The 25,623-nt window shown below is 59.2% G+C and carries 21 protein-coding genes; 19 read left to right on the top strand and 2 right to left on the bottom strand.

Translation table 11 applies throughout. The features are described from left to right. Positions 1–35: 35 nt before the first annotated feature. The 3 genes from LVD12_RS06960 to LVD12_RS06950 are packed head-to-tail and all read left to right on the top strand — an operon-like array spanning position 36 to position 6,361. Entirely contained in the window at positions 36–2,234 is a 2,199-nt protein-coding gene (locus tag LVD12_RS06960; protein WP_237066803.1) for a glycosyl transferase family protein, read from the top strand. A 27-nt stretch (positions 2,235–2,261) separates the two neighbouring features. Continuing rightward, a complete protein-coding gene (locus tag LVD12_RS06955) occupies positions 2,262–5,486 on the top strand; it encodes an NfrA family protein (protein ID WP_237066801.1) in 3,225 nt (1,074 codons plus the stop codon). Further along, positions 5,483–6,361, top strand: a complete 879-nt coding sequence (locus LVD12_RS06950) for a DUF4434 domain-containing protein (RefSeq protein WP_237066799.1) — start codon at positions 5,483–5,485, stop codon at positions 6,359–6,361. Before LVD12_RS06955 ends, LVD12_RS06950 begins: the two co-directional genes overlap by 4 nt. 149 nt (positions 6,362–6,510) lie before the next feature. Here LVD12_RS06950 and LVD12_RS06945 read toward each other — a convergent pair whose 3' ends face one another. Continuing rightward, complete coding sequence (locus LVD12_RS06945; protein ID WP_237066797.1) at positions 6,511–8,457, bottom strand: cytochrome c/FTR1 family iron permease; 1,947 nt, start codon at positions 8,455–8,457, stop codon at positions 6,511–6,513. Positions 8,458–8,673: 216 nt separating this feature from the next. Here LVD12_RS06945 and LVD12_RS06940 point away from each other — a divergent pair, with 216 nt between their 5' ends. From LVD12_RS06940 to LVD12_RS06915, 6 genes are all read left to right on the top strand, one after another. Further along, on the top strand, positions 8,674–9,153 hold the full coding sequence (locus tag LVD12_RS06940) for a glutathione peroxidase (protein ID WP_237066794.1): 480 nt from the start codon (positions 8,674–8,676) through the stop codon (positions 9,151–9,153). Then, positions 9,153–9,647, top strand: coding sequence for a MarR family winged helix-turn-helix transcriptional regulator (locus tag LVD12_RS06935; protein ID WP_305080511.1), 495 nt, complete (start codon positions 9,153–9,155; stop codon positions 9,645–9,647). The genes LVD12_RS06940 and LVD12_RS06935 overlap by 1 nt, the downstream gene beginning before the upstream one ends. 335 nt (positions 9,648–9,982) lie before the next feature. Then, a complete protein-coding gene (locus LVD12_RS06930) occupies positions 9,983–11,518 on the top strand; it encodes a 2-isopropylmalate synthase (protein ID WP_237066793.1) in 1,536 nt (511 codons plus the stop codon). After that, positions 11,518–12,297: a uracil-DNA glycosylase family protein gene (locus LVD12_RS06925; RefSeq protein ID WP_237066791.1), complete on the top strand. Its 780-nt coding sequence runs from the start codon at positions 11,518–11,520 to the stop codon at positions 12,295–12,297. Before LVD12_RS06930 ends, LVD12_RS06925 begins: the two co-directional genes overlap by 1 nt. Then, positions 12,294–12,776: a ribosomal protein S18-alanine N-acetyltransferase gene (gene rimI, locus LVD12_RS06920; protein WP_237066789.1), complete on the top strand. Its 483-nt coding sequence runs from the start codon at positions 12,294–12,296 to the stop codon at positions 12,774–12,776. The genes LVD12_RS06925 and rimI overlap by 4 nt, the downstream gene beginning before the upstream one ends. A 78-nt stretch (positions 12,777–12,854) precedes the next feature. Next, entirely contained in the window at positions 12,855–14,234 is a 1,380-nt protein-coding gene (locus tag LVD12_RS06915) for an MATE family efflux transporter (protein ID WP_237066787.1), read from the top strand. A gap of 39 nt (positions 14,235–14,273) precedes the next feature. On the opposite strand, the gene LVD12_RS06910 is transcribed toward LVD12_RS06915, so the two are convergent. Beyond that, complete coding sequence (locus LVD12_RS06910; RefSeq protein WP_237066785.1) at positions 14,274–16,052, bottom strand: aminopeptidase P family protein; 1,779 nt, start codon at positions 16,050–16,052, stop codon at positions 14,274–14,276. A gap of 156 nt (positions 16,053–16,208) precedes the next feature. Between LVD12_RS06910 and prfC the strand changes: the two genes are divergently transcribed. The 10 genes from prfC (at position 16,209) to LVD12_RS06860 (ending at position 25,483) form a co-directional block, all read left to right on the top strand. After that, positions 16,209–17,792 carry a peptide chain release factor 3 gene (gene prfC / locus LVD12_RS06905; RefSeq protein WP_237066783.1) on the top strand — a complete coding sequence of 528 codons (1,584 nt, stop codon included), beginning with the start codon at positions 16,209–16,211 and terminating at the stop codon, positions 17,790–17,792. Between the two features lie 60 nt (positions 17,793–17,852). Then, entirely contained in the window at positions 17,853–18,500 is a 648-nt protein-coding gene (locus LVD12_RS06900; protein WP_237066781.1) for a 1-acyl-sn-glycerol-3-phosphate acyltransferase, read from the top strand. 2 nt (positions 18,501–18,502) lie between these two features. Beyond that, positions 18,503–19,267, top strand: a complete 765-nt coding sequence (locus tag LVD12_RS06895; protein WP_237066779.1) for a TSUP family transporter — start codon at positions 18,503–18,505, stop codon at positions 19,265–19,267. A 4-nt stretch (positions 19,268–19,271) separates the two neighbouring features. Next, entirely contained in the window at positions 19,272–19,622 is a 351-nt protein-coding gene (locus LVD12_RS06890) for a hypothetical protein (protein WP_237066777.1), read from the top strand. Positions 19,623–19,648: 26 nt separating this feature from the next. Next, positions 19,649–21,058, top strand: coding sequence for a M20/M25/M40 family metallo-hydrolase (locus LVD12_RS06885; RefSeq protein WP_237066776.1), 1,410 nt, complete (start codon positions 19,649–19,651; stop codon positions 21,056–21,058). A 365-nt stretch (positions 21,059–21,423) separates the two neighbouring features. Then, positions 21,424–21,765 (top strand): DUF805 domain-containing protein, encoded by a 342-nt coding sequence (locus LVD12_RS06880; RefSeq protein WP_237066774.1) that lies wholly within the window; start codon positions 21,424–21,426, stop codon positions 21,763–21,765. Positions 21,766–22,303: 538 nt separating this feature from the next. Then, complete coding sequence (locus LVD12_RS06875) at positions 22,304–22,666, top strand: hypothetical protein (protein WP_237066772.1); 363 nt, start codon at positions 22,304–22,306, stop codon at positions 22,664–22,666. Positions 22,667–24,121: 1,455 nt separating this feature from the next. Then, positions 24,122–24,493 (top strand): cupin domain-containing protein, encoded by a 372-nt coding sequence (locus tag LVD12_RS06870; protein ID WP_237066770.1) that lies wholly within the window; start codon positions 24,122–24,124, stop codon positions 24,491–24,493. A 123-nt stretch (positions 24,494–24,616) separates the two neighbouring features. Next, positions 24,617–25,147 carry a GNAT family N-acetyltransferase gene (locus tag LVD12_RS06865; RefSeq protein ID WP_237066768.1) on the top strand — a complete coding sequence of 177 codons (531 nt, stop codon included), beginning with the start codon at positions 24,617–24,619 and terminating at the stop codon, positions 25,145–25,147. 9 nt (positions 25,148–25,156) lie between these two features. Continuing rightward, positions 25,157–25,483 (top strand): DUF3175 domain-containing protein, encoded by a 327-nt coding sequence (locus LVD12_RS06860; protein WP_237066766.1) that lies wholly within the window; start codon positions 25,157–25,159, stop codon positions 25,481–25,483. The last annotated feature ends 140 nt before the right edge of the window (positions 25,484–25,623 follow it).

Here is a 25,623-nt window from a genome sequence, read left to right as displayed (position 1 = left end):
CCCGAGAGACAGCTTATCATTGACTGTGGTTTGAGATGACAGATGTAGTTACGAGTGTCGCTATCTACCTGTATGCCCTCAAGTGGGTCTTCATAGTAGTAGCCTGCGCCATCCTGATATGCAGCCTGGATGACCTTTTCATTGACTTGTACTACTGGAAAAGCCAGCTAAAAAAAAGATCGAAACGGCGACGACGTTCAAAGGTCCCTTCTGTCAAAACGCTACTCTCACTACCGGAAAAGCCACTGGCAATAATGGTTCCAGCCTGGCAGGAAGTGGGCGTGGTCGGGGGGATGGCTCAGCTGATCGCCGAGAATATCGACTATGAGAACTATCACATCTTTATCGGCACCTATCCAAATGACCAGGATACGCAAAATGATGTCGATAGCGTCTGTGCGCTCTACCCAAATATTCACAAGGTCGTCTGCGTCAATCCCGGTCCGACCTGCAAGGCCGACTGCCTGAACAACATATTGAAAGCCATCGGCCAATTCGAGCAGCAGGCCAGGGTAGAGTTTGCCGGCTACATTCTTCATGACGCCGAAGATGTCATTCACCCCATGGAGCTCAAATTATTTAATAGCTATTTGCCACGCTATGGGCTTATACAGATCCCGGTTTACCCCTTTGCCAGGGCCTGGCATCAGTTTACGTCAGGCCATTACATGGATGAGTTCGCCGAGCTCCATGGCAAAGATGTGCTGGTGCGAGAAGCCATCAGTGGCCAGGTGCCGAGTGCTGGTGTGGGTACCTGTTTTAACCGCAAGGCCATTGACGCCCTGTTTCGGCAGCGGAAGAAGTCCGGGTTCAATACGGAAAGCCTCACAGAGGACTATGACATTGGCTTTCAGTTGAAGCAGCTCGGGTTCCGAGAGACCTTCGTTCGTTGTCCTGCTGTTGAGCTGGATTCGGCTTCAGGCGACAACAGGGGCTGGAGCAGGCGGCAGAGAAGTGTGGTCTGCATCAGGGAGTATTTTCCCGACCAGCTCTCTGCGGCAATCCGCCAGAAATCCCGCTGGATCATTGGTATCGCATTCCAGGGGTTCAAGTCCATCGGCTGGCAGAAAAGCCTGCGGATGAACTACTTCCTGATGCGGGACCGGCGCTGCATAGTTACCAATTTACTGGGTTTTCTTGGCGTAATCATTCTTTTCCACCTTCTTCTGGTTGCCGTGTACGAGGTCCTTTTCCCAGAGGGCTACAAGTTCCTCACGAATTTCTCTAGTGATCCGACAGTGGCTGTGCTGGTTTCCATCAATCTTTTATTGCTAGCAAACAGGCTCTCTCAGCGCTTTATCTTCGTCAGTCAGTACTACGGGTACTGGCAGGGCTTTCTATCCATGCCAAGAATGCTGTGGGGCAATGTCATCAACTTCTTTGCCTGTCTGCGCGCCATCCGCCAAGTGACCTCCGCATCCAGCGTTCGCAAAGTGGCATGGGACAAGACGACACACGATTTCCCGGTGGTTAGGAGCTACAAGAAGACCGACGGGGACCTGGTGGCGCAGCTGCCGGGCTACCAGGCAGCATGGTTGAGTACTGAGGTTTGCGTACCTGATTGTGGGCTGAGCATCTTCCAGCAATTGATACTTTCCGGAAAGTGCACGTCTGAGGATGTGGCGAAACTGAAAGCTCGTACCGCCTCTGTCGAAACCGTTGTTTTCGATTGGTGGAAGCTCGATGAATTGGTGCTGGAATCCATGCCGGTAAGCTTGATCTGGAAATTCTCAGTCATTCCACTGTCGGTCAGCGAGGATAGTGTTCTCCTGGCTTCGGAGGATGCGCTGTCGCCTGTGACGATGGCCACCATATCCAGACGGTTGGGGAAAAAAGTGACTTACGGCATCGCTCCACCAGGACATGTATCCCAGGCAATCAGAACCTGGTTTGGTCAACCACTTGAAAAAAAGAAGCCCACGGTCAGCCGACAGACTCATCAAGATAAGGTTCTGCCGCTTACGCAGGTTCTTTTGAAGGACTATCTGGTCAGAACCGGAAAGGTATCCCAGGCGGTTATGTCCCAGGCACTGGTTGAATTAACCGATAGTCGACATCGGATAGAAGATCTGCTGCTTACCAAGGGCATCATGAGTCAAGCTGACTTGACGAGAGCTGAGGAAGAAATCGAGGCTCTGCCTGCACGCCTGTCAAAAAGAACCCCCCTCAATGTGCCGCAGCTGCTTCCGGAGCCGCAGGATGCGGACGTGGAACGAATCTCCCAGGGTGCTTAAAGGGTTATTGGACGCCGGAACTGATCCATGAAGAAAAGAATCCTTCCGTCTGTATTGCTTCTTGCGATTGCCTTCTCTTCGAGCGCCGAAGAGGCTGCAGTTTTTGACTTTGCTAAAGGTCTTGATGAGGCCCAGCAATACAAGATATTCCCGTTTGTTGAGCGCGGAATCAGGTCAGAGAAACGGGGTGACCTCGCGGGGGCAGAGGAGCAATTTCGCAAGGTGAAGGAGATTGTCGGATTGCATTTTCCGACATTGCGACTACTCATCGATGTGCTGGTCCGACAGGGGCACTATCAGGAAGCAGCGGACCTGCTGAAGCCTTTTGCCAGCACCTCCTCTGCCGCAAGAAAGCAACTGTTGGTTCTCTATGAAAAGCTGCTTGATCCCCATGATATCGAAAGTATCCGGACTGCATTACGCCTCTGTATCCCTGAGGGCTGTAAGCCGCTGATTGAATCCATGGCCTACCGGTCGTTCATGGAATCCGGAGCTGACAGCGCAAGTCTGGTTCTGAGTCAGGTCCTTGAAGTTGTCGGTGAGCAGGATCTTGTGGAGGTCCATTCGCTCAAGAGCTCCTACGACGAGATGCGCAAAGATTGGCTGTCAGTACGGACGTCCCTAGAGCTGGTTAGTCGGGCACGGCCACTGCTGTCTGATGAGTTCCTGCGTCTGGGTTTCTCTTACGTCAATCTCGACGAGTTGACGGCTGTGGAGTCGCTGATCTCGACTCGGGGTGAGTCTTTCCCGGAAGAGTCCCAACAGTTACATCTGGCGGTGATCCAGAGAGCGATGGCGGCTGGGGAGCATACAGTCGGCCTGAAGCACTATGACGCTATTGCTGAAACAACGTCCTCACTGTTATCGCAGGATCGGAAGCAGTTGGCATATTTCCTGATCAAGGCGGGGCGAGTCGAGGAGGCGGAATCGTTTGTCACGGCACTCGATGAAGAGAAATGCGAGACGCTGGTGGACTTTCATATCGCCACCGGCAAACCCAATAAGGCAAGGGCGGGTCTGCTCGAGTGTCCCTATACGGATAATGCGGCACACTGGCTGGAGCTGGCCATAAACCTGGGCGCAGAGGATGCACTCAAGTCCCGCACATTCTCCGGTGAGCTCGAGCGCCGTCGCTTGACCACTCTTGCTGATCTGCTGATGGTGGCACATCGTTTTGATGAGGTCGTTGATCTCCTATCGTCCATTGACCGGCCCCTTGATCCCGGGCTCGGGGAGAAGCTGGCGTTTGCTTTGGAACACACTGGAAAACATTCCCTGGCGGCTGATATCTACGCGGAGTTGGCCCAGCACCAGGCCAGGCCGACCGAGAGCCGAGCCGCCGACTATGTCGATAAGGCCAGTTATCTCTATATGCGCGCCAGCCAGCCCAATCTGGCACGTGTCACATTGCTTTCACACTTCCCGTTTGCCCGTTTCGCGAATGCCCAGCTTCTCAATCAGCGGCTTATGGGGCTCTTGCACCTCGTCCCTGCGAATACTCGCACGTCCACTCTGCTCGCGCTCCGAGCGCAGACTTTTGATGAGGCATACGCTTTCCGTTTTGCCGAACTCTGGAAAACAGGGGCCTCCTGTCGAGCGCTGGCAGAAAAGCTGGCCGGGGATAGCCTGCGGCTCGATTCGGTTATTCTTGGCCACTGCTACGCCGATACCGCTCCCGGCCTGGCCGCGCATTACTTTGGACAGGCAGAGAACTATGGCGGCGAATCCCTGGCTGTACCCCTGGCATTTGCCTATTTCAAAGCCGGGGAGTACGGGCGATCACTGGAAAGCTGGCATCGTGTTCCAGAGGAAGCGATGGCGCCAGAGTTGAAAAAGGCGGCAGCGCGAGTGGCGCTTGCGGGTGGTGAGTATCAGCAAGCTGCTGTTTGGTGGCAGGGCGCTGCTTTGGAAGATGATCAGGACTGGTGGTTGCTCGGGGCGAAGCTTGCGGAAGCGGTGGGTAAACTGGAGCCGGCCGTGTCCCGTCTCTCGAAGGCAATGACGCTGGCGTCAAGCAAAGACCCAGAGCATTACTATCTGCGTGCATTGCTGTTGCGGCAACTAGGCAGGGATGAGGAGGCCTGGCGGGATGAGCGAGAGCTGGCAGGGATGGATCGGCTGGCGCCTCACCACAAGGCACATCTGGCCTATGCCGGTATAAAAATGGGTGATCGCCATTCGTCAGAGCAGCTCGAGCAGGCACTGAAGCAGGCGCCGGTCTCGGCCCAGTGGCGCGAACAACTGGTGTACCTGCACGAAGCTGAAGGCCAAAATGCAGAAGCCGTCCAGCACATCAGGGCGCTTTCTGAAAGTGTGGATGCGGAGTTGCCACCACTAGCAGTATCAGCTGAGAGCATGCAAGAAAAGGAAGGGGCGCTGCGGCAGCTGCATGAAAACCTGAGTCGGAGATACCAGCTGTCGGTTGGGGCATGGCATGGGTTTGATGCCGGTCGGTCGATTGGCGCCGGGATGGACTTTGATCCCTTCAATACTCAGGGTGGTTATTTATCCTATGAGTACAGGCTCGGGGAGTCCCCAGTAGTGCATGGGCGTCAACTGGCTGTGTACGGGCGGGGCCTGATGGCCAATTCCGATGACGCTGTTGATTTTGTTGGTCTTCATAGCCGCTCACGAAGCCTAGGTATCGGGCTGCGCTGGAAGCCTGTTGCCAGTCATGACGTGAACCTTTTTCTCGAGCTCAACCGGCGCAGTTTTGAGCAGAAAGTGAATTATGACCCGGCCGGGATCAATCAGGGTGTTCCCGCAGGTTCATCCAGGCGTGATACCCGTTCGGAGACCGACGCATTGGTAAGGGTTTCAGCCTCGTTGCTCAATGGTGCGTCTCCTCTCCCCCTGTTACCAGCCGGGGTTGGTGACTGGCTGCATCAGGACCTGTATGTCGACATGGGGCACTGGGTGCAATCCCATGATTACCAGTTTACTGCCCGATATACGGCCGGCCCCCAGTTCGGCACGCCATGGCCGGCTGTGCCATCTGTGCAACCGTATGGCTTTCTTCAGTACGATCGGAACAGCGACCACCTGACAGCGCCAGATGGAGCAGAGACATTTGCCAGTAGCCGTGCTGGTCTCGGTGTTGCAGTGCATCTTCTCAATACTGGCCGGGGCTTCGACAGTTTCAGCCGGCGGCTTTCCCTGAAACTCGAATTCCAGCAGTTTCTACAGCAGAAAAACTTCCCTGAGGATTTCGCTGAGGAGGGGTTCTTCTTCAAACTGGAGGGGACTCTATGAGGTGCTTCATCGGACTAAACCTGATTCTATTCGTGCTGTCGTCGCCGCTGGTGACGGCGAAGACCCTGTTTTATCAGCCCCAGGATTCAGATGCGAGGGTGGGCCTGCCGATGTGGTCCGCAGTCATGGATCAGGCAAAGTCTCATGGCTTCAACCGGATGGTAATCCAGTGGTCCCAATATGGTAGTGCCGACTTTGGCGGGCGTGATGGCTGGCTAGCGTCGCTGGTGAGCCTGGCTGTTGAGAAGGATATCCAGGTGGTCTTTGGCCTCTACGCGGACCCCGATTTTTTCCGGCAGGTTACCGCGAGTGACGCAGAGGTTGCAGCCTACCTCAATGCCTACCTGGTCAAAAACTTGCGGCTCATGGATTTGGTGATCGAAAGTCCCCTGGGCAAGAAGGTGGGAGGGTGGTATCTGCCAGCAGAGTTTGATGATCGCTACTGGGCAACGAATTATCGCCGCGCCCTGCTCAAGGACCAGCTAAGCAAGTGGGATGCCGCAGTGGCATCAAGAACAAGCCTGCCCTGGTCAGTGTCCACATTCTTTACTGGCTGGCAGTCCCCGGAAGGTTACTCCGGGTGGCTGGGCAGCATGGATTTTCATTGGTGGGTTCAGGACGGTAGCGGGACCGGGGTGCTGTCAGAAAGTCAGCGGGCGCTCTATCTGGAGCCTATTGCGGGCAATAATCTCGGCGTCATCGTCGAAGCTTTTGAGCAGCTTCCCGAGCAGGCCAGTTTCAGTGCCCGGGAGAAGCCGCTGCAGGAGGTGGCGCGCCTGGAAGAGCAGTACGGGAAGATGGGCTTCAATCAGGTCGGGGTTTTCTCGCTGCGCTATATGCCATTTGCGCGCCGTGCCCTGACCGGCGCGAACTAAGTTACGCCCGTTGGCGCCGGGGCTTGCCCGTCCCCTGTGCCTGCCGTTAACGCCTCAATGCTGGCAACGCCCGCCCCCCTCCATGGCGCGGGCAGCTTGTGGCGGTTTGCTATTCCCGCTGCTTCCTGAATGCAGCGGTCCTGTGGTAACTACTGCGCTGTCGCCGTAGCCCCAGCGGGTTGCCGCCCGCTGAGCCACAGCCATCCCGCCGCTACGAGAATCGCAAGCTGCAGCCCAATACCCTGCCAGGTCGCATAGATGCCGAGCCAGTCGAGGGAGAAGGACACCGGGAGAGCGGTAATCGGAACCAGGGCGGCCTCCTGCAGCGCCGCAACGGCCTTGCCGGCAAGAACGAAGGACAGGCCAAGCAGGATCACGGTCGTGACCGAGAAGAACTTGCCGATGGGCAGGCGGGCGGAATAGCGCACCATGGCCCAGCCGAATACAGCCAGCAGCGCGACTGCGCTGGCAAAGCCGCCCCACAGGGTGGAGGTCTGACCGGCATGGGTCTGGGTCGCCAGGGCCTGATAGAACAGGATGGTTTCAAAAATTTCACGGTACACCGCGATAAAGGCCAGGCCCGCAATGCCCCAGAGGGCGCCGGAGCTGAGGCTCTGGTTGATGCGCTCGCGGATGTATTGCTGCCAGTGCTGGGCCTGTGTCTTGCTGTGCATCCAGTACCCCACATAGAAAAGCACCGCGGCGGCCAACAGGGCGGCCACGCCTTCCATGATCTCGCGGCTGGCGCCGCTGATGGTCACAAGGTGCTGGGCGGCGACCCAGGTCAGCAAGCCGGTGGCAAAAGCGCCGATCCAGCCCATATGCACATAGCGCAGCGCATCGTTGCGTCCGGTCTTGATCAGGATGGTGGTCAGCGCGATGACCACCAGCAATGCCTCCAGGCCCTCGCGCAGCAGGATCAGCAGGCTGGCGAGGAAAACTGCTGTGCCTGACAGGCTTTCACCGCCGATGGTTTGCTCGGCTTCGTCGAGCCGTTGCAGGACGGCATCGACCTGAGCCTGGACCTCGGCGGGGGCACTTTCCTGGTTCAGCATGCCGCGGATTGCCAGCAGATCCCGTTCGATGGACTGGCGCAGGGCCGGTGAACGAGAGTCCAGTGCACTCTCCGTCAACTCAAAGCCATCCAGATAGGCGCTGATCGCCAGGGTACGAGCTGCTGGATAATCCCCCTGCTGGTAAGCGACCAGTGAGTTTTGCAGCTGGTTGCGGGCGTGTTCGATCGGACTGCCGGTTGCGCCGCCAGACTGCGTCCTGAACAGCGGGCTCGGGTCTGCCCGCAGTGCCGCGATGGCACTTTCGGTGAGGGCGGGTTTGTTCTCCCGCAGGACCTGGGGACTGTACATCACCAGTTCCTCCAGGGTGATCGGCGTGGCGCTCTCGCCGGCATCGGAGGCCCCCTCGAATGCCATGCCGCCGACATAGAAGGCCAGTGACCACCGCTGCTGCTCTGACAGCTGCGGGAAAGCGGTCATCGACGTTCCTTCCAGGCCCTCGCTGATAGCGTCATACAGTCCGAGCAGGGAGCGGTTCTCCGCCCGTTCACGGTCGTGGAAGTTGATCGGCGGTGGATCCAGTTGGGCCGCCAGCGTGCCATCGCCCATGCCGCTCTCCCCATGACAGGCGGCGCAGTTGTCTTGGTAGAGCGCGCTCACCGCCTCGTCACCCAGCAGGCTGCGGGGTAGCGTCAGGGCCGGCGCAAGTGCCAGGAGCTCACGGCGCAGTCGCGAGGTGTGACCCTTGATGACTGCCAGCGTCGCTTTGGCTTGGATGGCAGCCTGCAGTGCCGCGGCCTCCGAGCGGATGGCGTCGGCTGCTGGCGACCGCCCCAGGCGCGCGGAAGTATCGGAGAGCAGCTGGGAAAATTCCTCCATCTCCTCGTATTCGCCCGCGTTGATGATCTTGCCATCCGCCACCGCTTCCGGGTAATCCACGCCGATGTATTCCGCTACTTGCATCAGCTGCCGCATCTCCTGCGGCGTGACGGGTTGCCCGCCTCCGGCGGCCAGGGCCTGGCAGGAAAGCAGCAGGGTGAGAGTCAGAGATATGCAGTGGCGCATCAGGCAATTCAGGCGCATGGGGTTTCCGCTCATTGTGATCCCGGGCAGGGCCTCGGGAAGGACACGATAAAGACCGTAATATTATTGATAATTATTCTCAGTTTAAACCCCGCGCCGCGATCTGCCGGCGATATCGGCTCCGAGTGCGGTAAAAGTCGCCGAAAAGGCGAGGTTGCCAAATCAATTGCGCGCAATTAAATTGTGTGCAGTTATTAAAGGGAGAGGAGAGCTGTCATGAGTGCGTTGTATGAAAAGACCCTGAAAACCCAGGATGGCCGCGAGACGACCCTCGGCGAGCATGCCGGCAAAGTCCTGTTGATTGTGAATACCGCCAGTAAGTGTGGGTTCACTCCGCAGTACAAGGGGCTGGAGGCTTTGTACCAGAAGTACCGTGAGCAGGGCTTCGAGGTCCTGGGCTTCCCCTGCAACCAGTTCGGTGCCCAGGAGCCCGGCAGTGACGAGGAGATCCAGTCTTTCTGTGAGCTCAACTATGGGGTCAGCTTCCCGCTTTACTCCAAGGTGGAGGTGAACGGGGACAGCGCCCACCCGTTGTTCCAGTCCCTTAAAAAAGAGGCGCCGGGCCTGCTGGGCACTGAAGCCATCAAGTGGAATTTCACCAAGTTCCTGATCGGTCGCGACGGACAGGTGGTGAAGCGCTTTGCGCCCAAGGACAAGCCCGAGTCGCTGGAGGCCGAGATCGAGGCGCTGCTCTGATGCCGGCATCGCCGCGACTGCCGGTTGCCCCGTGCGAGGGTGATGACCCCCTCGCGCTGGGCAACCAGCTCTGCTTTGCCCTCTACGCTGCCTCGCGTAGTGTCACCCGCGCCTACCAGCCGATGCTGAAGGCACTGGGCATCACCTATCCGCAGTACCTGGTAATGCTGGCCCTGTGGCCCTGGAGCCAGGAGCGGGATGGCCCTGCCACCGTGGGGGCACTGGGGCGCCAGCTGCTGCTGGATTCCGGTACCCTGACGCCGCTCCTGAAGCGGCTGGAGCAGGCGGGGCTGGTCCGGCGCCGCCGCAGTGTGACAGACGAGCGGGTGACAGAAGTCGCACTGACTGACGCCGGGCGCGCACTGGAGGGCAGCGCCCGCGAGTGGTTGAGCGGTTCGGCGCGGGTCGCTGAACGCGATCGCGAAGACTTGGCGGCGCTGCGGCAGCGGCTCTGGCAGCTGGTCGAGGAACTTGAGGGAGGCGCTGAGGTTTAGGATGACTGTTTCGGGGTGGGGTCGATTTGTTTGGGGTGTGTTGCTTTGAATTGACTGAAAAAGCCCTTGCTTAGGATGGGCGTTGATCTGTCGTTCTCCTCCGTCTATAGTCGGCGACCTGGATACTGATTGAAACCTGCTATTCCCATGTACGCTGCCAAGCTCGCACTCTGGCTTCGCTGCCGCCCTACCGCGCCCACGCTGCGACTATCCCGCTGTGGCAGATAATTTTATTTCGACCCCCTCCGACAGAATTCCACACTGTATGTTGATCAGCGCGTAGACAGCGGCAAAGGCGCTGTTTAGCCTCGCTCTATACGAGGAGATGAGCACCGATGAATACCAATAAAGATAAATTAGTCATTTTTGACACCACGCTCCGCGACGGCGAACAGAGCCCCGGGGCCTCCATGACCAAAGACGAGAAGATCCGCATTGCCCGTATGCTGGAGCGCATGCGGGTGGACGTGATCGAGGCTGGCTTCGCCATCGCCAGTCAGGGCGACTTTGAGGCTGTGCAGGCGGTGGCCGAGTCCGTCAAGGATTCGCGCGTGTGCAGTCTCGCCCGCGCGGTCGGCCCGGACATCATCCGCGCCGGTGAGGCGCTGAAGAAGGCCAACGCCTCCCGAATCCACACCTTTATCGCTACCTCCCCGATCCACATGAAGTACAAGCTGCAGATGGAGCCGGAGAAGGTTCTGGAGCAGGCAGTGGCGGCGGTGAAGCACGCACGGCAGTTCACCGACGATGTCGAGTTTTCCCTGGAAGACGGCAGCCGTTCCGAGCCGGAATTCATGTACCGCATCATCGAGGCGGTGATTGCCGCCGGCGCCGGCACCATCAATATTCCCGATACGGTCGGTTACGGTGAGCCGGAGGAATACGGTGCCATGTTCCGGCGCGTGATCGAGAGCGTGCCCAATTCCGACAAGGCCATCTTTTCGACCCACTGCCACAACGACCTGGGGCTGGCGGTGGCGAACTCCCTGTCGGCAGTGATGAACGGCGTGCGCCAAGTGGAGTGCACCATCAACGGCCTCGGCGAGCGCGCGGGCAATGCCTCCCTGGAGGAGATCGTCATGGCGGTGCGCACCCGCCAGGATCTGTACCCGGTGGAGACCGGCATCGACACCACCCACATCGTGCCCACGTCGCGCCTGGTATCTTCCATCACCGGCTTCCCGGTGCAGCCCAACAAGGCCATTGTCGGTGCCAATGCGTTTGCCCATGAGTCCGGCATCCACCAGGACGGTGTGCTCAAGCATCGCGAAACCTACGAGATCATGCGCGCCGAGGACGTGGGCTGGGGCCAGAACCGCCTGGTGCTCGGCAAGCACTCCGGCCGTGCCGCGGTCAAGGCCCGCTACGAAGAGCTGGGAGTGACCTTCGACGACCCGGCAGAATTCCAGATCATCTTCCAGCGCTTCAAGGACCTGGCAGACAAGAAGCACGAGATTTTCGACGAGGATCTGCAGTCCATCGTTGCCGGTGCCGAAGAGCCGGTGGAGCACTATCAGCTGGCCGCCCTCGATGTGCACAGCCGCAGTGGCACCCGCCCGCGGGCGCTGTTGCAGTTGATGATCGATGGCAAAGAGGTCAGTGCGGAAGCGGATGGCAGCGGCCCGGTGGACGCCACCTTCAAGGCCATCGAGTCTGTGGTGAGCAGCAACGCCGACCTCAAGCTCTACTCGGTGAATGCGGTCACCCAGGGTACTGATTCCCAGGGCAGTGTGACTGTGCGCCTGGAGCGCAATGGTCGCCTCGTTAACGGTGTGGGTGCGGATACCGATATCCTGGTGGCTTCGGCACAGGCTTACCTGGATGCCCTCAACCTGCTCGCCAGCGGTGAGCCCAAGCGACAGGGCGTCTGATGCACGAGCGACACCGCGCGGAATATCTGGAGGCGCTGGGCGTACCCAGTTACGTGCCCCGCTATGTGCTGCCGCTGGCTCCGGCACCGAGGCAGGCGCAATTGCCCGCTGCCCCGGCGGAGCCGGCATCCAATCCGCTGCCGCGCAGTGCCGACCAGATCCTCGACACGGTGGCGCGGGAGGTACCGGCAGCGCAGCCCCCGGCCACTGCAGCTCAGGCGCCACAGATGGCGCGGGAGCTGGAATCCCTGGTGGCTGAAACGCGTCCGCCGGCGGCAGCACCGGCCGCTGCGCCGGTGCCCGCATCTGCGGAAACCCGCGTAGAGCCCTTCGTGCTCAGCTGCTGGTGGCTTGGTGACGAGTTGCTGGCCGTGGACAGCCGGGAACCCGGCGCCGCCCTGCCGGTGGAAGCCCTGTTCAACAACATGGCCCGGGCGTTGCGCTGGCACGACCTCCCCCGGGACCAGGACCGCCTGCGCTGGCCGCTGGCGGAAAACCGTTTCGCCGCGGCGGCCAGCGCCAGCGATGCCCGCGATACCTGCTCCATCTGGCTGGAGGCCGCCAGCGCCCGCCGCCCGGTGAAAACCATCTGGCTGATGGGGCAGCAGGCACAGGAGTTCTGTGCCCCGGTGCCGCTGGAAGGCCAGGTGACCGACTGGAACGGCATTCGCCTGCTGTCCATGCCGAGCCTGTCTGAACTGCTACAGGCGCCGGAGCGCAAGCGCGAGGTGTGGCAGTTGTTGCAGTCCGTGTATCCCGAGCAGACCCGCGCCCGGTGAGCTCCACTCCTGTATTTGCTTCCCCGGTCCCCGGTGCCGAGTTGCGTCAGGCCGGCGAGCAGGACTGTGCCGCGCTGGCGGCGCTGTCCCGCAGTGCCCAGTCCCATCCTTGGACCGAGGGCCAGTACCTCGACAGCGTCCGTGCCGGTCACTCCTGCTGGCTGCTTAGCGCGGCCGACGGCACTGCCATTGCCTGCTGTGTGCTGATGCCCTTGCCGGATGCAGTGGAGGTGCTGGATGTGGTGGTCTCGCCGAAGTGGCGCCGCCGCGGCATCGCCCGGACATTGCTGTCCGCCCTGTGCCGGCAGCTGCCGGAGCATGTCGAATCAGTCCTGCTGGAAGTCCGTGCTGGCAATACGGCAGCGCGGGCCCTTTACCGGGGCCTCGGCTTCCGCGAAGATGGCGTCCGCCGCAGCTATTACCCGGCAGATGACGGCGCCCGTGAAGACGCGGTGCTCATGAGTCTGCCTCTGCACTGACGGCGCCAGCCGCTCGCCGTTTTCAGGGCCACCCAGAGCAGTGCAATCCACGCAATCGCAACGACCGAACAATATTCCATGGCCACAGCCGCAAGAAATCCATCCCTGATCGAAGGCCCGGTTGCCGGACATCTGCGCCGCCTGGCCCTGCCCATGGTGTGGGGCATCCTCGCCACCATGTCCTTCAATGTGGTGGATACCTATTTCGTCGCCCAGCTGGGCAGCGCGCCGCTGGCCGCCATGAGCTTCAGTTTCCCGGTGGTGATGGTGATCAACAGTTTCGCCATCGGTCTCGGTGCCGGAACCTCGTCGGCAGTGGCGCGGGCCTATGGTGCCGGTGACATGGCGCGGGTGCGGCGCCTGGTCACCGATGCCGCACTGCTGGCGCTGCTGATCGCGCTCGTGATCAGTGCCGTCGGCCTGCTTACCATCGAGCCCCTGTTCCGCCTGCTGGGTGCGGAGCCGGCAATGCTGCCACTGATCGCCGATTACATGGTCATCTGGTATCTGGGGGCGATTTTTGCCGTGGTGCCGATGGTGGCGCTGTCGGCGCTGCGCGGCATCGGCAACAGCGCCATCACTGGCCGCATCATGGTGGGGGTAGCCGTCTTCAACCTGATCCTGGACCCGTTGCTGATCTTCGGCCTGCTGGGTTTCCCGCGGCTGGAGTTGCAGGGCGCGGCCCTGTCCACGGTGATTGCCCGCAGCCTGAGCTTTTTCGCCGCGTTCTATTTTCTCGGTGTGCGTGAGCACCTGCTGGCACCGCCGAGCAGAGTTCTGGCGGAACTGCTGGCCTCCTGGCGCGCGGTGCTGGCGGTGGGGCTGCCGGCCATCGCCACCAATGTGATTATCCCCATGGCCGGCGGTGTGGTAGTGGCGCTGGTTGCGGCGCACGGCGCCGATGCGGTGGCCGGTCTGGGCATTGCGCTGCGCATCGAGCCGCTGGCGCTGATCGTCTTCTATGCCCTGTCGTCGGTGGTGGGGCCCTTTATGGGGCAGAATGCCGGCGCGGAAAAACCGGGCCGGATGCGCCTGACCGTCAGTGTGCTGGCGCGCTTTTGCTGCGGCTTCGGTTTGTGCCTGGCGCTGGTGTTATACCTCGTCGGGGAGCCGGTGGCGGCGCTCTTCAGCGACTCACCGCAGGTGCTGGCGGTGGCCGTGGCCTACCTGACCCTGGTGCCGTTCAGTTACGCCGGCTACGGCTTCGTGATGTCGGCCAATGCGGCCTTCAATGGACTCGGCCGACCGTTGCCGGCCACGATGATTTCCTTCCTGCGCGTGCTCGGAATCTATTTGCCGCTGGCATGGGTGGGTAACCAGCTGTGGGGCATTACCGGCCTGTTCGCGGCCACGGCGGCGGCGAACCTGATCGTGGGTGCGCTGGCCTGGTGGTGGTTGCGGCGCACGGTGCAAGCCTTTGGCAACCCTACCGGCTCCCGGGCGGAAGGCCTCGCCTGAGACCTCCCGGGAGGCGTCGCAAACAAGCGGACCCTGCTGTCAGAGTTTTTCTGTGGCCTGCTTGAGCCATGCCTGGGTCTTGTCGTCCACCAGCGGCATCAGCGTATCCCTTACCCGCTGGTGGTAATTGTTGAGCCACTCCAGCTCCATCGGCGTCAGCAGCAGCTTGTCGATCAGCTTGCGCTCGATGGGGGCCAGAGTGAGCTCCTCAAATTCCAGGAAGCCGGGGTGCTGCTCGCTCTCCTTGACGAAGATCAGGTTCTCGATACGAATGCCGTACTGGCCGGTGAGGTAAAAACCGGGCTCGTTGGAGAGGATCATGCCCGGCTCCAGCGCCACGCCGGTGCACACCTTGCCGATCCGCTGCGGGCCCTCGTGTACGGACAGGAAGCTGCCGACGCCGTGGCCGGTACCGTGGGCATAGTCCAGGCCCGCGTCCCACAGCGCCTTGCGCGCAAAGGCGTCGATCTGCTCACCGCATGTGCCGGCAGGGAAGCGCAGGGTGGCGAGGGCGATATGGCCTTTCAGCACCCGGGTGAAATGATCCCGGGCCTGCTCGGGAAAGTCCCCCAGGACCACGGTGCGGGTCACGTCGGTAGTCCCGTCCGGGTACTGGCCGCCGGAGTCGATCAGGTAGATGCCCTCGGGCTTCATGGGCAGGCTGGACTCGGGGCTGACCCGGTAGTGCACGATGGCGCCATTGGGGCCGTAGCCGGAGATGGAGTCGAAGCTGTCGTCGGTGAAGCCCTCCCGTTGTTCGCGCTTGGCGCGCAGCAGTGCGACCGCCTCCAGTTCGCCGAAGCTGCCATCGGCGACGCCGTTGTCTACTGCATCCGGGAGTGCGGCGAGGAATTCACACAGGGCAGCGCCGTCGCGCTCATGGGCGGCGCGGCTGCCAGCCAGTTCCACTGGGTTCTTGAGGGCCTTCGCGCCGGTGATGGGGTCCCGCTCGAGGATCAGTTCCAGATCCATGGCGCGCAGCTGCTGCAGGGTCCAGCAGTTGGTCAGCAGTGGGTCCACCCAGATGCGGGCAACATGCTGGCGGCGCGCCGCCTCGAACAAGTCGGCTTTGTCGTGGACCAGCGTTACGCCGCTGCCCAGGTGGTCCCGCAGGGCGTTGCTGGCCGCGGTCTCGGCCAGGTACAGGGTGGCGCTGCCGTCACGGTAGAGCATGGCGCAGCTCAGGGCCACCGGCAGGTGGGGGATGTCGCTGCCACGGATATTGAACAGCCAGGCACATACCTCGGGGTTGGCCAGCCACAGGGCGTCGGCGCGCTTGTCATCCAGCAGTTCGCCGATACGCCGGCGCTTCTCCTGCGAGGATTCCCCGGTGAAGGTCCCCGGATGGGGGCGTGCCTGGCCGGTCGGCACGGCGGGGCGGTCGCTCCAGATGGTATCGATGGGGTTGGTTTCCAGGGGCTGCAGGCGGACGTCCCGTTCGGCGAGGCGCTTCTTCAATGGCGCCAGGCCCGGCTCGCTGTGCAGGCGCGGGTCAAAGCCGAGACTGTCGCCGGCCTTGAGGTTGTCACACAGCCAGCCGGCAATGGCATTCGGGTTCAGGTCCTGCTGTTCCAGGGGCTGGTCGCCAATCTGCTGCTGCGCCTGGATGGTATAGCGGCCGTCCACAAACAGCGCGGCGTGGTCGTTGGCCATGGCGGCGAGGCCGGCGGAACCGGTGAAGCCGGTCAGCCAGGCGAGGCGCTCCTCGGAAGGCGGTACGTACTCGTTCTGGTACTCGTCGCCCCGGGGTACCAGGAAGCCATCGACTCCCCGGCGTTTCAGCTCCTCTCGCAGCGCTTCCAGACGCTCCCGACTCATAGTCCACCTCTGTTCAGTTTGTGCATCGTGACTCTTGCCCCGCATTTGGTTCGGGAAAAAACCGCAGTCTAACAGCCGCCCTGTTGAGCCCGCCGCCGTGTATAATGCGCGGCTTGTTTTTTGTGCAGATCTGCCGAGATACCGAATTTAAAGATTATGGGCCAAAGCGCTTCCCTGGCGGGTATTGGCGGCCGCCGTACCTTCGCCATCATCTCCCACCCGGATGCCGGTAAGACCACCGTGACCGAAAAGCTGCTGCTGTTCGGAAACGCCATCCAGCTCGCCGGTTCCGTCAAGGGCAAAAAAGGGCCCCACGCCCGCTCGGACTGGATGACCATGGAGCAGGAACGGGGCATCTCCGTGACCTCTTCCGTAATGCAGTTCCCGTACAAGGAGCGGGTGGTCAATCTGCTCGATACGCCCGGTCACGAGGACTTCTCCGAGGATACCTACCGGGTACTGACTGCAGTGGACTCCGCGCTGATGGTGATTGATGGCGCCAAGGGTGTCGAGGACCGCACCATCAAGCTGATGAACGTGTGTCGCCTGCGCACCACGCCGATCCTGTCTTTCATCAACAAGCTGGACCGGGATATCCGTGACCCCATCGAAGTGATGGACGAGATCGAGGAAGTACTGAATATCCAGGCGGCACCGATCAACTGGCCGCTGGGTTCCGGACAGCACTTCAAGGGTGTATACAACCTCTATACCGACACCATTCACGTGTTCAAGCAGGGGCAGGGACACACGATTCCTGACGACGTGCAGATCAAGGGGCTGGACTCCGACGAGGCCAGCGCACTGCTCGGGGATGAGGCCGACGATATCCGCGACGAGATTGAGCTGGTGCGCGGCGCTACTCATGAATTCGATCTGGAAGCCTACCTGGCCGGCAAGCTGACGCCGGTGTTCTTCGGTACCGCACTCGGCAACTTTGGTGTGCGTGAAATGCTGGATGGCTTCGTCGAGTGGGCGCCGGGTCCGCAACCGCGTGAAACCAACGAGCGCACCGTGGAGCCGTCTGAGGACAAGTTCAGTGGATTCGTCTTCAAGATCCAGGCGAACATGGATCCGAAGCACCGTGACCGCATTGCTTTCATGCGCGTCTGCTCCGGTACCTACCGGCGCGGCATGAAGATGAAGCATGTGCGTATCGGCAAGGATGTGAAGATCGCCGATGCGGTGACCTTCATGGCTGGCGACCGTACCCATGTGGAGGAGGCCATTGCCGGTGACATCATCGGCCTGCACAACCACGGCACCATCCAGATCGGCGATACCTTCACCGAGGGTGAGAGCCTCAAGTTCACCGGTATCCCCAACTTTGCACCGGAACTGTTCCGCCGCATCCGCCTGAAGGATCCGCTGAAACTGAAGCAGCTGCAGAAAGGCCTGCAGCAGCTGTCCGAGGAGGGTTCCACCCAGGTGTTTTTCCCGCTGGACAACAACGACATCGTCGTCGGCGCGGTGGGTGTGCTGCAGTTCGAAGTGGTGGCTTACCGCCTGAAAGACGAGTACAAGGTGGAAGCCATCTACGAGAACGTCAACGTGAACACTGCGCGCTGGGTGGACAGCGAGAGCGCGAAAGAGCTCGAGCAGTTCAAGCGCAAGAACAGCATTAATCTGGCGCTGGATGGATCCGGGCACCTTACCTACCTGGCGCCGACACGGGTCAACCTGTCCCTGGCGGAGGAGCGTAACCCGGATATCCGCTTCTACGCCACCCGGGAACATTGATCGAACAGTGAGAACCGACGGAGGCCAGGGAGAGGTTGCCGCGGATTGACGGAAGCAGTCATGCGAGATAACAAGAACGTGAGCACAATTCCAAAAGCGTTACCGCCAGAGGTTCCCCGTTTTGGCAACCGGGTTACCGGTGGTATCGGTCTGTTGATCATCAAGCTGCTGGGCTGGCGCTTCGATGGCAACCTGCCGGCAGAGAAAAAGCTGATGGTGGCGCTGGCCCCACATACGTCCAACTGGGATTTTGTCATCGCCATGCCGATGATCATGGCGCTGAAGGTGCAGGTCTCTTTCATGATGAAGAAAGAGGCCTTCTTTTTCCCGTTCAAGCGTTTTTTCATGTGGCTGGGCGGTCTGCCCACCGACCGTTCCGCTCCCGGTGGTCTGGCCCAGCAGATGGCCCGCGCCTACCGCGAGCGGGAAAAAATGTGGATGGCCATCACGCCAGAGGGCACGCGTAAAAAGGTGCATAAGTGGAAGAACGGCTTTCTGCGCATCGCCTATGCCGCCAAGGTACCGATCCTGCTTATTGCCTGGGACTTCCCCAACAAGCGTGTCGTGGTGGACTCCCTGTATCAGCCCACCGGTGACCTGGAAACGGATATGCGTGAAATCCAGAGACGCTTCCATAAATACCAGGGGCGCAAGCCGGAAAACCAGACCGACCTGGTCGAGGATGACAAAAAGAGCACGGCGGAATAATCGTGCCGGAGCTTGGTGACCTCACCCCGCTGACCTACCTGCTGCTGACGGCAGTGGGGTTCGCGGCGGGGTTCATCAGCTCCATCGCCGGTGCCGGGGGCATGATCACCCTGCCGGCTCTATTGTGGGCCGGTGTCCCACCGCTGGACGCGCTGGGTACCAACAAGTTCCAGAGCGTGTTCGGCACACTGTCATCGACCCACAATTATTTCCGTTCCGGGCACCTGGACTTCCGTCCCCTCTGGCCCGGGCTGCTGGTTGCGGTGGTCGGCGCTGCACTGGGGACCTGGACGGTGACCCGGTTGGGGGGTGAGCAGCTGCAGACATTGCTGCCCATCCTGTTGATTGCGATCGCCATCTACTTTGCCATTTCACCGCGAATCGCGGATGTGGACAGCAAGCCGCGCATGGGTAATGGCATGTTCAATCTGCTGATCGGTGGCGGGGTCGGCTTCTATGGTGGTTTTTTCGGCCCGGGCATGGGGTCCATCTATGCACTGGCCTTCGCGGCACTGCTGGGTTACAACATGCGGCGGGCCACGGCCCATACCAAACCGCTGGTGCTGGCCACCAATTTCACCTCCATGGTGATCTTCATCGCTGGCGGGCACCTGTTGCTGGGGCTGGCGCTGTGCATGGGGGTGGCCCAGGTCATCGGTGCCCGGCTGGGCTCGAACATGGTGATCGCCCGCGGCGCCGCGCTGGTGCGCCCGGTCATCATCGTGGCCACGGTGGCGATCGCAGTCAAACTGCTGCTGGAGGCTTGAAAGGATGACGATCCTGCTGACCATCGTCCTTTCATTCCTCGTCTTCGCCCTGATAATCTGGGCGTTGATGCATATGCGCACCCCGCGCTTTCGCATGGAGCGGCGCGATTTTCTCAAGGGACTGGAAGATGTGATCGCCGGCCAGGCCGACGATAACGAGTGGCGCGTGCTGGTGGGCTACCCCATGCGCCATGACCCGGAACTGGAAGCGCTGCGGCTCGAGTGTCTCGACATTGAAGAGGACGAGTACACCGGCATGCTGCCCTACCTGTTCACCGGGGCCGGGCTGGAGCGGCTGCACGATGTGCGCCGCCGGCTCTTGGCCCTGATCGACGAAGAAAACAAACCGCTGTAAACCGCTTGAGACCGAAGGTAACCACAATGAAACTCAGACCCCTGCTGGCCATGACCAGTGGATTCCTCGCCGCGCTTGCCGTCACCACGGCCGCTGCCAAGCCCCTGTCCCAGGAAGACCTCTCCGTGGCCGAGGTGCTGCGGGACCGCGCGCTGGAGTCTTCCGATGCCTACAGCATCGTGGAGTCTCTCACCGTTGAGGTGGGTCCGCGGCCGGCAGGTTCCGAAGGCGACCGCCGAGCCGTCGCCTGGGCGCAGGAGAAAATGAAAGCGCTGGGCTTTGACCGGGTCTACACCGAGCAGATCGAAGTGCCGCGCTGGAACCGCGGCCATGCCCATGCCCGAGTGGTGTCCCCCTTCCCGCAGCCGCTGGTGGTCTCTTCTCTTGGCTACAGCGTCGGCACTCCGGAAGAGGGCCTGACTGCTGAGATCGTCGAGTTCAGCGATGTGAGCGAACTCATCGAAGCTCCGGCGGAGAAAGTCCGCGGCAAGATTGCATTCATCAACAAGCGTATGGAGCGTACCCGTACCGGTGAGGGCTATGGCCCGGCCGTTGGCGGCCGCAGCCGCGGTATGCGTGCCGCGGCCGAGAAAGAGGCTGCCGCGCTGATGATCCGTTCCGTGGGCACCGATTCCGACCGCTTCGCCCACACCGGCATGATGTCCATCGACGGCGTCGAGAATCCGGTCCCGGCCCTGGCCCTGTCCGCCCCGGACGCCAATTTGCTGGAAGCCATGCTGGAGCGCGGCCAGCCGGTGGTGGTGAACCTGGACGTACACAACCAGCGCCTTGAGGACGGCCCCTCGTTCAACGTGATCGGCGAGATCACCGGCCGTGAAAACCCCGAGGAAGTGATGATCATTGGCGCCCACTTGGATTCCTGGGATGAAGGCACCGGTGCGCTGGATGACGGCGCTGGCGTTGCCATCGTCATGGAAACCGCGCGCATGATCGCCGAGCTGCCCCAGCGCCCACGCCGCACCCTGCGGGTGATCCTCTACGGAGCCGAGGAGATCGGTCTCGTCGGCGCCAAGCAGTATGTGGAAAGACATCAGGGCGAGCTGGACAACATCATTGCCGTATCCGAATCGGATTTCGGTGCCGGCAAGATCTGGCGCTTCGACACCCGCCTCCCGGAAACCAAGTTCGACATTGCCGACCAGATGATGCAACTGCTGGCCCCGCTCGGTATCAAGCGTGGCAACAATCAGTCCTCCGGCGGTCCCGACAGCAGCGTGTTCGTCGCCCGTGGAGTGCCGGCCTTCGGCCTGTATCAGGATGGTACCGACTACTTCGACTACCACCACACGCCCAATGACACCCTGGACAAGGTGGACCCGGAGATCCTCAAGCAGAACGTCGCTGCCTGGGTGGTGATGTCTTTCCTCGCTTCCGAAATGGAGGGCGACCTGGGTCGGGTCCCTACTGAAAACTGATGCCGGCGAAGCCAGCAAGAGCTGAAGCTTGCTAACTGACTGGACCCCGCCTTGTGCGGGGTTTTTTGTGTCTGGGTACAGGCGCCTACGGTGCTGGGCAGCCAAAGCTGCAGGTCCGAAGCGTCCCCTTCCGTGGTATCAGGCCCACAAAAATAAAAGATACAGCAGGCGTATGGCAAATTATCCGTGCAGATTAGGTGCTCAAGGGGCAATAAGGCAGCGGGGTGTCAACTTTGGCTTGATTTTCCTGCTGGATCAGGGTTTTCTTGGCCAGTGGTAATCGAATAGTAAAGCGAAAGTGGCATCTGTGAATTTTTGACGCTGCTGGAGTATTCGCGGAATAACAATATTGAATAAGGATCCCTATGGAATATTTTCTGGACGCACTGAACAGGTATGCTGATTTCACGGGGCGGGCCCGCCGGAAAGAATACTGGATGTTCGTGCTTGTTTATTTTGTGCTCTATATTGGCTTCAGTATCGTGGATGCCATATTCGGTACGCTTTTGTTCACCAGTCTCTATGCTCTAGCACTGCTTATCCCCAATATCAGTATCACCGCCCGCCGTCTTCACGACATAGGGAAAAGTGGTTGGTGGCAGCTTCTCGCACTCATCCCCGTTATCGGCGGCATTGTATTGATCGTTTTTCTGGTGATGGATAGTGAAGAGGAAAATCAGTGGGGAGTGAGCCCCAAGTTCGCCTGAGTATGATGGGCTCCAGGGCAAAGCTCTGAAGCCTCTGTGTCCATAGATTTGTCCTGTTTTAGGGGAAGCTATGGGCGGTGCCGCTGAAGGTGACGTCAGGACCTGGGCTGGGTGAGGGGTGGTTTTAGTGCTGAGCACAGGCCGCTCCTCCAAAGCTGGTGAACCTGTCGGTTACGGAAGCGGCCTTGTCTTCTGGTCGATGCTGGTCCCTCTCGTCACCGAGTTTTTGCACCAGGGGCTGCCAAGTGTGCCTTGTATATCGGTCGCTTGCAACTTGTAGTTGTCGGAGTAGATGCTAAGTGATTTGGCAGGAGATTTAAGGCCCTTATAAGGCTGGAAACCTGTTTTCTTGTGTGTGAAGGCTATCAGCTTTCTTGCATCAACACGAACAGGCTGGCTGAAGGGTGGCTGCTGTGTTCGTTTGGTAAGTCCTAATTTCAGTAGGGTTACCTCCCTGTATCTTGGACTCAGTAGGGGCTGGGCCATATGGCGATAAGGTAAGGCGGGGAAGCTTTATTTTTGACGGAGGGGGTGGGCTATGAGAGTTGTCCTGATAGTTCTTTTATTCTCGGTGAGCTTGATTTCTGGTTGTGCCACATTTGAAGGCGTGGAGATGTCATCGCAGCAGCTGAGAGACGAAATAAGAAAAGGTGAAATTATAAAGCCTGGTGATGAGATAGTGGTATTTACCAAGAAAGACGGCGCATTGGCGTTGGTTGTGTCTGAGGTGAATTCTGTATATATCATTGGCTTGGAAAGCCGAGTGGAAATAGATGATGTGGTTGCCTTGCAGTTAAGGGAAGTTGCCGTGGGTAAGAGTGTCGCAGTGGTTGGCGGTATCGTTGCCGTGGGTGCATTCATTTTTTTGCTAAATGCGCTTAATGCTACAGTCGAAATTTAGGCTTGGTTGAAGAATGATTTTCCTTGGCCCCGCACGCATTATGTGAGTTGCTCTGTAGGGCTTTTGTTGCTTGGGGTCGCAAATGCTTCCCATATCAGTAGCGCATGTCTTTGGTCTCAGTGGGTGCTCATTTTTCAGCTTTGACGTGATGGAAGGGGTCAGGAGAGGTATGCTGCAGTGGTTTGCGTCATGTTCTATTTTGAGCTCGCTCTTGGTCGCGTCTGCTGGTCTCATACTGTATTGCAGAAAGCTGATGCCATTCACTATCGCTGTGAGATTTCGTGGATTTTATAAAGGTTGCACAAGCATAATGCCTGAGATGCAAAAACAGATTCTGTGCATTATGTATTGTATCTCAACCTATATTGCAGAAGCGGTATCTTTTGTTTCATTCCATGGTCGCACTATGGACCTTGGTGGTTCCGGCGCGGCATCCGCTAAACCCGGCGAGGCAATGGTATTCAATCCGGCTTTATTGGTTTGGGCGTGATGGTGCTGGCCTCCTGATTATTGCCTCCAGAGTTATGCGGACATAAGGCTCCTAGATCGTAATAATTTCATTGGTCATGTTTTGCGACTGCGCGATGATGACGAGCCCAGTTTTGATGGCAAGCCCTCATCGATGCGTGAATTCTCCTGAATGGCGCTTTCTGCTCATCAGTTAGCCCTCTCTTCTTGGCGTTATTTTAACGCAATCAAGCGTCTAGAATGCTGGGGAGTTGCCACGGTGTGGTTTTGATGCAGATGGGGGGGTAGGCTAGGCCATTACTGCGGAATGGCTATCCAGATATTGCTGGTTTTTGGTTTTTCGGCAGTTCATAGAAAGTGCGGCCAGGAAAATCCAATGGATGGTCAGCATTGCTCAGGGAGGCTTTGCTGTGATTTTGCTCGTGTGGCTATCATCTTCCCGGCGTGTCGACGAGTTCTTTTCTCACTCTAGAGAATCCATTGAGGGGGATGCCTATAACCTTTGTGCCAATTTTAGGTTGAACGCAATTTCTCAATATTGATACGTGCGTGGCGCATTTTTAGACCGCTATTTGGTTGGGTGTTATGTATACTGCAGGATCAAATAATATCAAAGAGGATAAGATTCAGTGAGCTGCCGAAAAGATAAGCCGAAATCAGCTTCGAGGTTCCTCGGTTTAAGTATGATGTTCAGTGCGGCCCTTGTCGGGCTTGCAATCACGGAGAGTGAATCTCTCCAGTTTTTTTATTTTTTAGTGATGGCAGCTTTGCTTCCCCTCTTTTACGGTCTTAATAAGGGCGATAAATCAATAAAGGATTCCCAGGTGGCGTCCGATTAGTATTGTTGGAGGGCGGCCGTCACCAGCTCATTCACACAGAAAATTATGCTGGATTCTTAAACAGAGGCGATCGCATGTGGGGCAAGATTTGTATGGCTGTGCTAAGTCAATAAGATGGCTCTGTTGAGTCAATAAAAAGGTGAGAAAGATGCATTGTAAAATAGCTGAAATGAAAACTGTAATGGATATCCCGTCCGCGCGAGTTCAGGCTGAAGAGGCTGGTGGAATGACCATTAGCCACCTGCAGTTTGCTCCCGGTACAGACTTTGCGCCGCTATTGAATGGCCTGAAAGACAACTCTTGTCAGTGTCCCCACTGGGGGTATGTTTTTAAAGGGGAAGTCATTGTTGATTATTCTGATGGCCAGTCTGCAAGGATCGGTCCAGGTGAGACCTACTATCTTCGGCCTGGTCATTCAGTGAGATTTGAGACAGATACGCACTGCGTTGAGTTCAGCCCAACCGATGATCTGAATGAAGTTCTGGCACATGTTGGCCAAAAGATGGCTGAACTGGCTTAGTCCAGAGACGATCTGACAGTCGCCGGCTCTGCCCTTCAACCCTCCCGAGAAAGCATGCTACCGGCGTCAGGCGAATTAGTTAGGCACTGGAATAAGTCAGGCGCTGAGATTCAAGGTGGAGTAATGTCAATCACGATACGCACAGCAGGCCCCAATGAGGGCGAACTTATTCGCACCATTCACCTGGACGCTTTCGAGGAAGAGGAGGGTGCGACAGTGGCGCAGCTGGCAGTGGACTTGCTGCAGGACGTCACAGCAGAACCTCGTCTGGTGCTGGTGGCCGAAGGCGCGGGCGACCCCGTTGGCTGTGTGATCTTTACCAATGTGCATGTTGAGGGGGAGTGCTCAGTTAGTGCTTCCATCCTGGCGCCCCTGGCGGTGTTGCGACGCTACCACGGGCAGGGCATCGGAACTGCCCTGGTAAAGGAAGGGCTCAATCTCTTGCAAAAAGGCGGTATTGAACTGGTATTTGTGCTGGGAGATCCTGCCTACTATTCACGCTTTGGTTTCCGCGCTGGTCACCTGGTGAAGGCACCCCATGACCTGGCCTACCCTGAAGCGTGGATGGCGCTGGAGCTGAAACCCGGTGTGTTGGAGCAAGTGGCCGGGGTGGCTGGCTGTGCGGCTGCGCTGAGTGCGCCAGAGCACTGGTAGGGCGACGCAGTGCCAGGAGAAGGCAAGGGGGCAGGCCCGCAGTCGGCCAAGTGGTCGCAAAAGGTCACGGAGACAAGCGACGCACTCGACCTTGAAGAGGGGGTCTTTACCCTGCAGGATCCGGGCGAGATTGCCCGATCGCTGAGCCAATCTGCGGAGGAGAGCCGGCGAAGGAAGTCAGACCCTTTCCGCTCTGCCATGTCGATGCTCACCTTCTATATCAATCGTGCAGGCAAAAGCCTCAGTGACGAGCAGCGCGCAGTGCTGGAGCAGGCCAAGGAAGAGCTGCGCGCGCTATACGACAAGCCGACCAGGGGCAATCCCGGGGATAGGTAATTGACGCCCCGACCTACCTGAAGAGGAACTGTGAGCCGGGGAGTCCGATCCGTTAACCTGAGGCATTCAACGGCAACACCCTCCAGTTGCATGTCCTGCGCCCACTGTTCAGCCCGTGACGGATCATCCTGGGAAGAAAA

It is taken from the genome of Microbulbifer guangxiensis (assembly GCF_021729075.1).
GTDB classification, from domain to species: domain Bacteria; phylum Pseudomonadota; class Gammaproteobacteria; order Pseudomonadales; family Cellvibrionaceae; genus Microbulbifer; species Microbulbifer guangxiensis.
The sequence above is the reverse complement of the archived record's forward strand: the minus strand, read 5'-3'. Positions and strand labels throughout refer to the sequence as shown.

What these genes read in the sequence shown, in the direction of transcription:
- LVD12_RS06865 (WP_237066768.1), top strand. Translation starts at nt 24,617, where the DNA reads ATGTCAATCACGATACGCACAGCAGGCCCCAATGAGGGCGAACTTATT.
- LVD12_RS06915 (WP_237066787.1), top strand. Translation starts at nt 12,855, where the DNA reads ATGGCCACAGCCGCAAGAAATCCATCCCTGATCGAAGGCCCGGTTGCC.
- LVD12_RS06945 (WP_237066797.1), bottom strand. Translation starts at nt 8,457, where the DNA reads ATGCGCCTGAATTGCCTGATGCGCCACTGCATATCTCTGACTCTCACC.
- LVD12_RS06935 (WP_305080511.1), top strand. Translation starts at nt 9,153, where the DNA reads ATGCCGGCATCGCCGCGACTGCCGGTTGCCCCGTGCGAGGGTGATGAC.
- LVD12_RS06940 (WP_237066794.1), top strand. Translation starts at nt 8,674, where the DNA reads ATGAGTGCGTTGTATGAAAAGACCCTGAAAACCCAGGATGGCCGCGAG.
- prfC (WP_237066783.1), top strand. Translation starts at nt 16,209, where the DNA reads ATGGGCCAAAGCGCTTCCCTGGCGGGTATTGGCGGCCGCCGTACCTTC.
- LVD12_RS06910 (WP_237066785.1), bottom strand. Translation starts at nt 16,052, where the DNA reads ATGAGTCGGGAGCGTCTGGAAGCGCTGCGAGAGGAGCTGAAACGCCGG.
- LVD12_RS06930 (WP_237066793.1), top strand. Translation starts at nt 9,983, where the DNA reads ATGAATACCAATAAAGATAAATTAGTCATTTTTGACACCACGCTCCGC.
- LVD12_RS06925 (WP_237066791.1), top strand. Translation starts at nt 11,518, where the DNA reads ATGCACGAGCGACACCGCGCGGAATATCTGGAGGCGCTGGGCGTACCC.
- LVD12_RS06950 (WP_237066799.1), top strand. Translation starts at nt 5,483, where the DNA reads ATGAGGTGCTTCATCGGACTAAACCTGATTCTATTCGTGCTGTCGTCG.
- LVD12_RS06870 (WP_237066770.1), top strand. Translation starts at nt 24,122, where the DNA reads ATGCATTGTAAAATAGCTGAAATGAAAACTGTAATGGATATCCCGTCC.
- LVD12_RS06890 (WP_237066777.1), top strand. Translation starts at nt 19,272, where the DNA reads ATGACGATCCTGCTGACCATCGTCCTTTCATTCCTCGTCTTCGCCCTG.
- LVD12_RS06900 (WP_237066781.1), top strand. Translation starts at nt 17,853, where the DNA reads ATGCGAGATAACAAGAACGTGAGCACAATTCCAAAAGCGTTACCGCCA.
- LVD12_RS06880 (WP_237066774.1), top strand. Translation starts at nt 21,424, where the DNA reads ATGGAATATTTTCTGGACGCACTGAACAGGTATGCTGATTTCACGGGG.
- LVD12_RS06875 (WP_237066772.1), top strand. Translation starts at nt 22,304, where the DNA reads ATGAGAGTTGTCCTGATAGTTCTTTTATTCTCGGTGAGCTTGATTTCT.
- LVD12_RS06960 (WP_237066803.1), top strand. Translation starts at nt 36, where the DNA reads ATGACAGATGTAGTTACGAGTGTCGCTATCTACCTGTATGCCCTCAAG.
- LVD12_RS06885 (WP_237066776.1), top strand. Translation starts at nt 19,649, where the DNA reads ATGAAACTCAGACCCCTGCTGGCCATGACCAGTGGATTCCTCGCCGCG.
- LVD12_RS06955 (WP_237066801.1), top strand. Translation starts at nt 2,262, where the DNA reads ATGAAGAAAAGAATCCTTCCGTCTGTATTGCTTCTTGCGATTGCCTTC.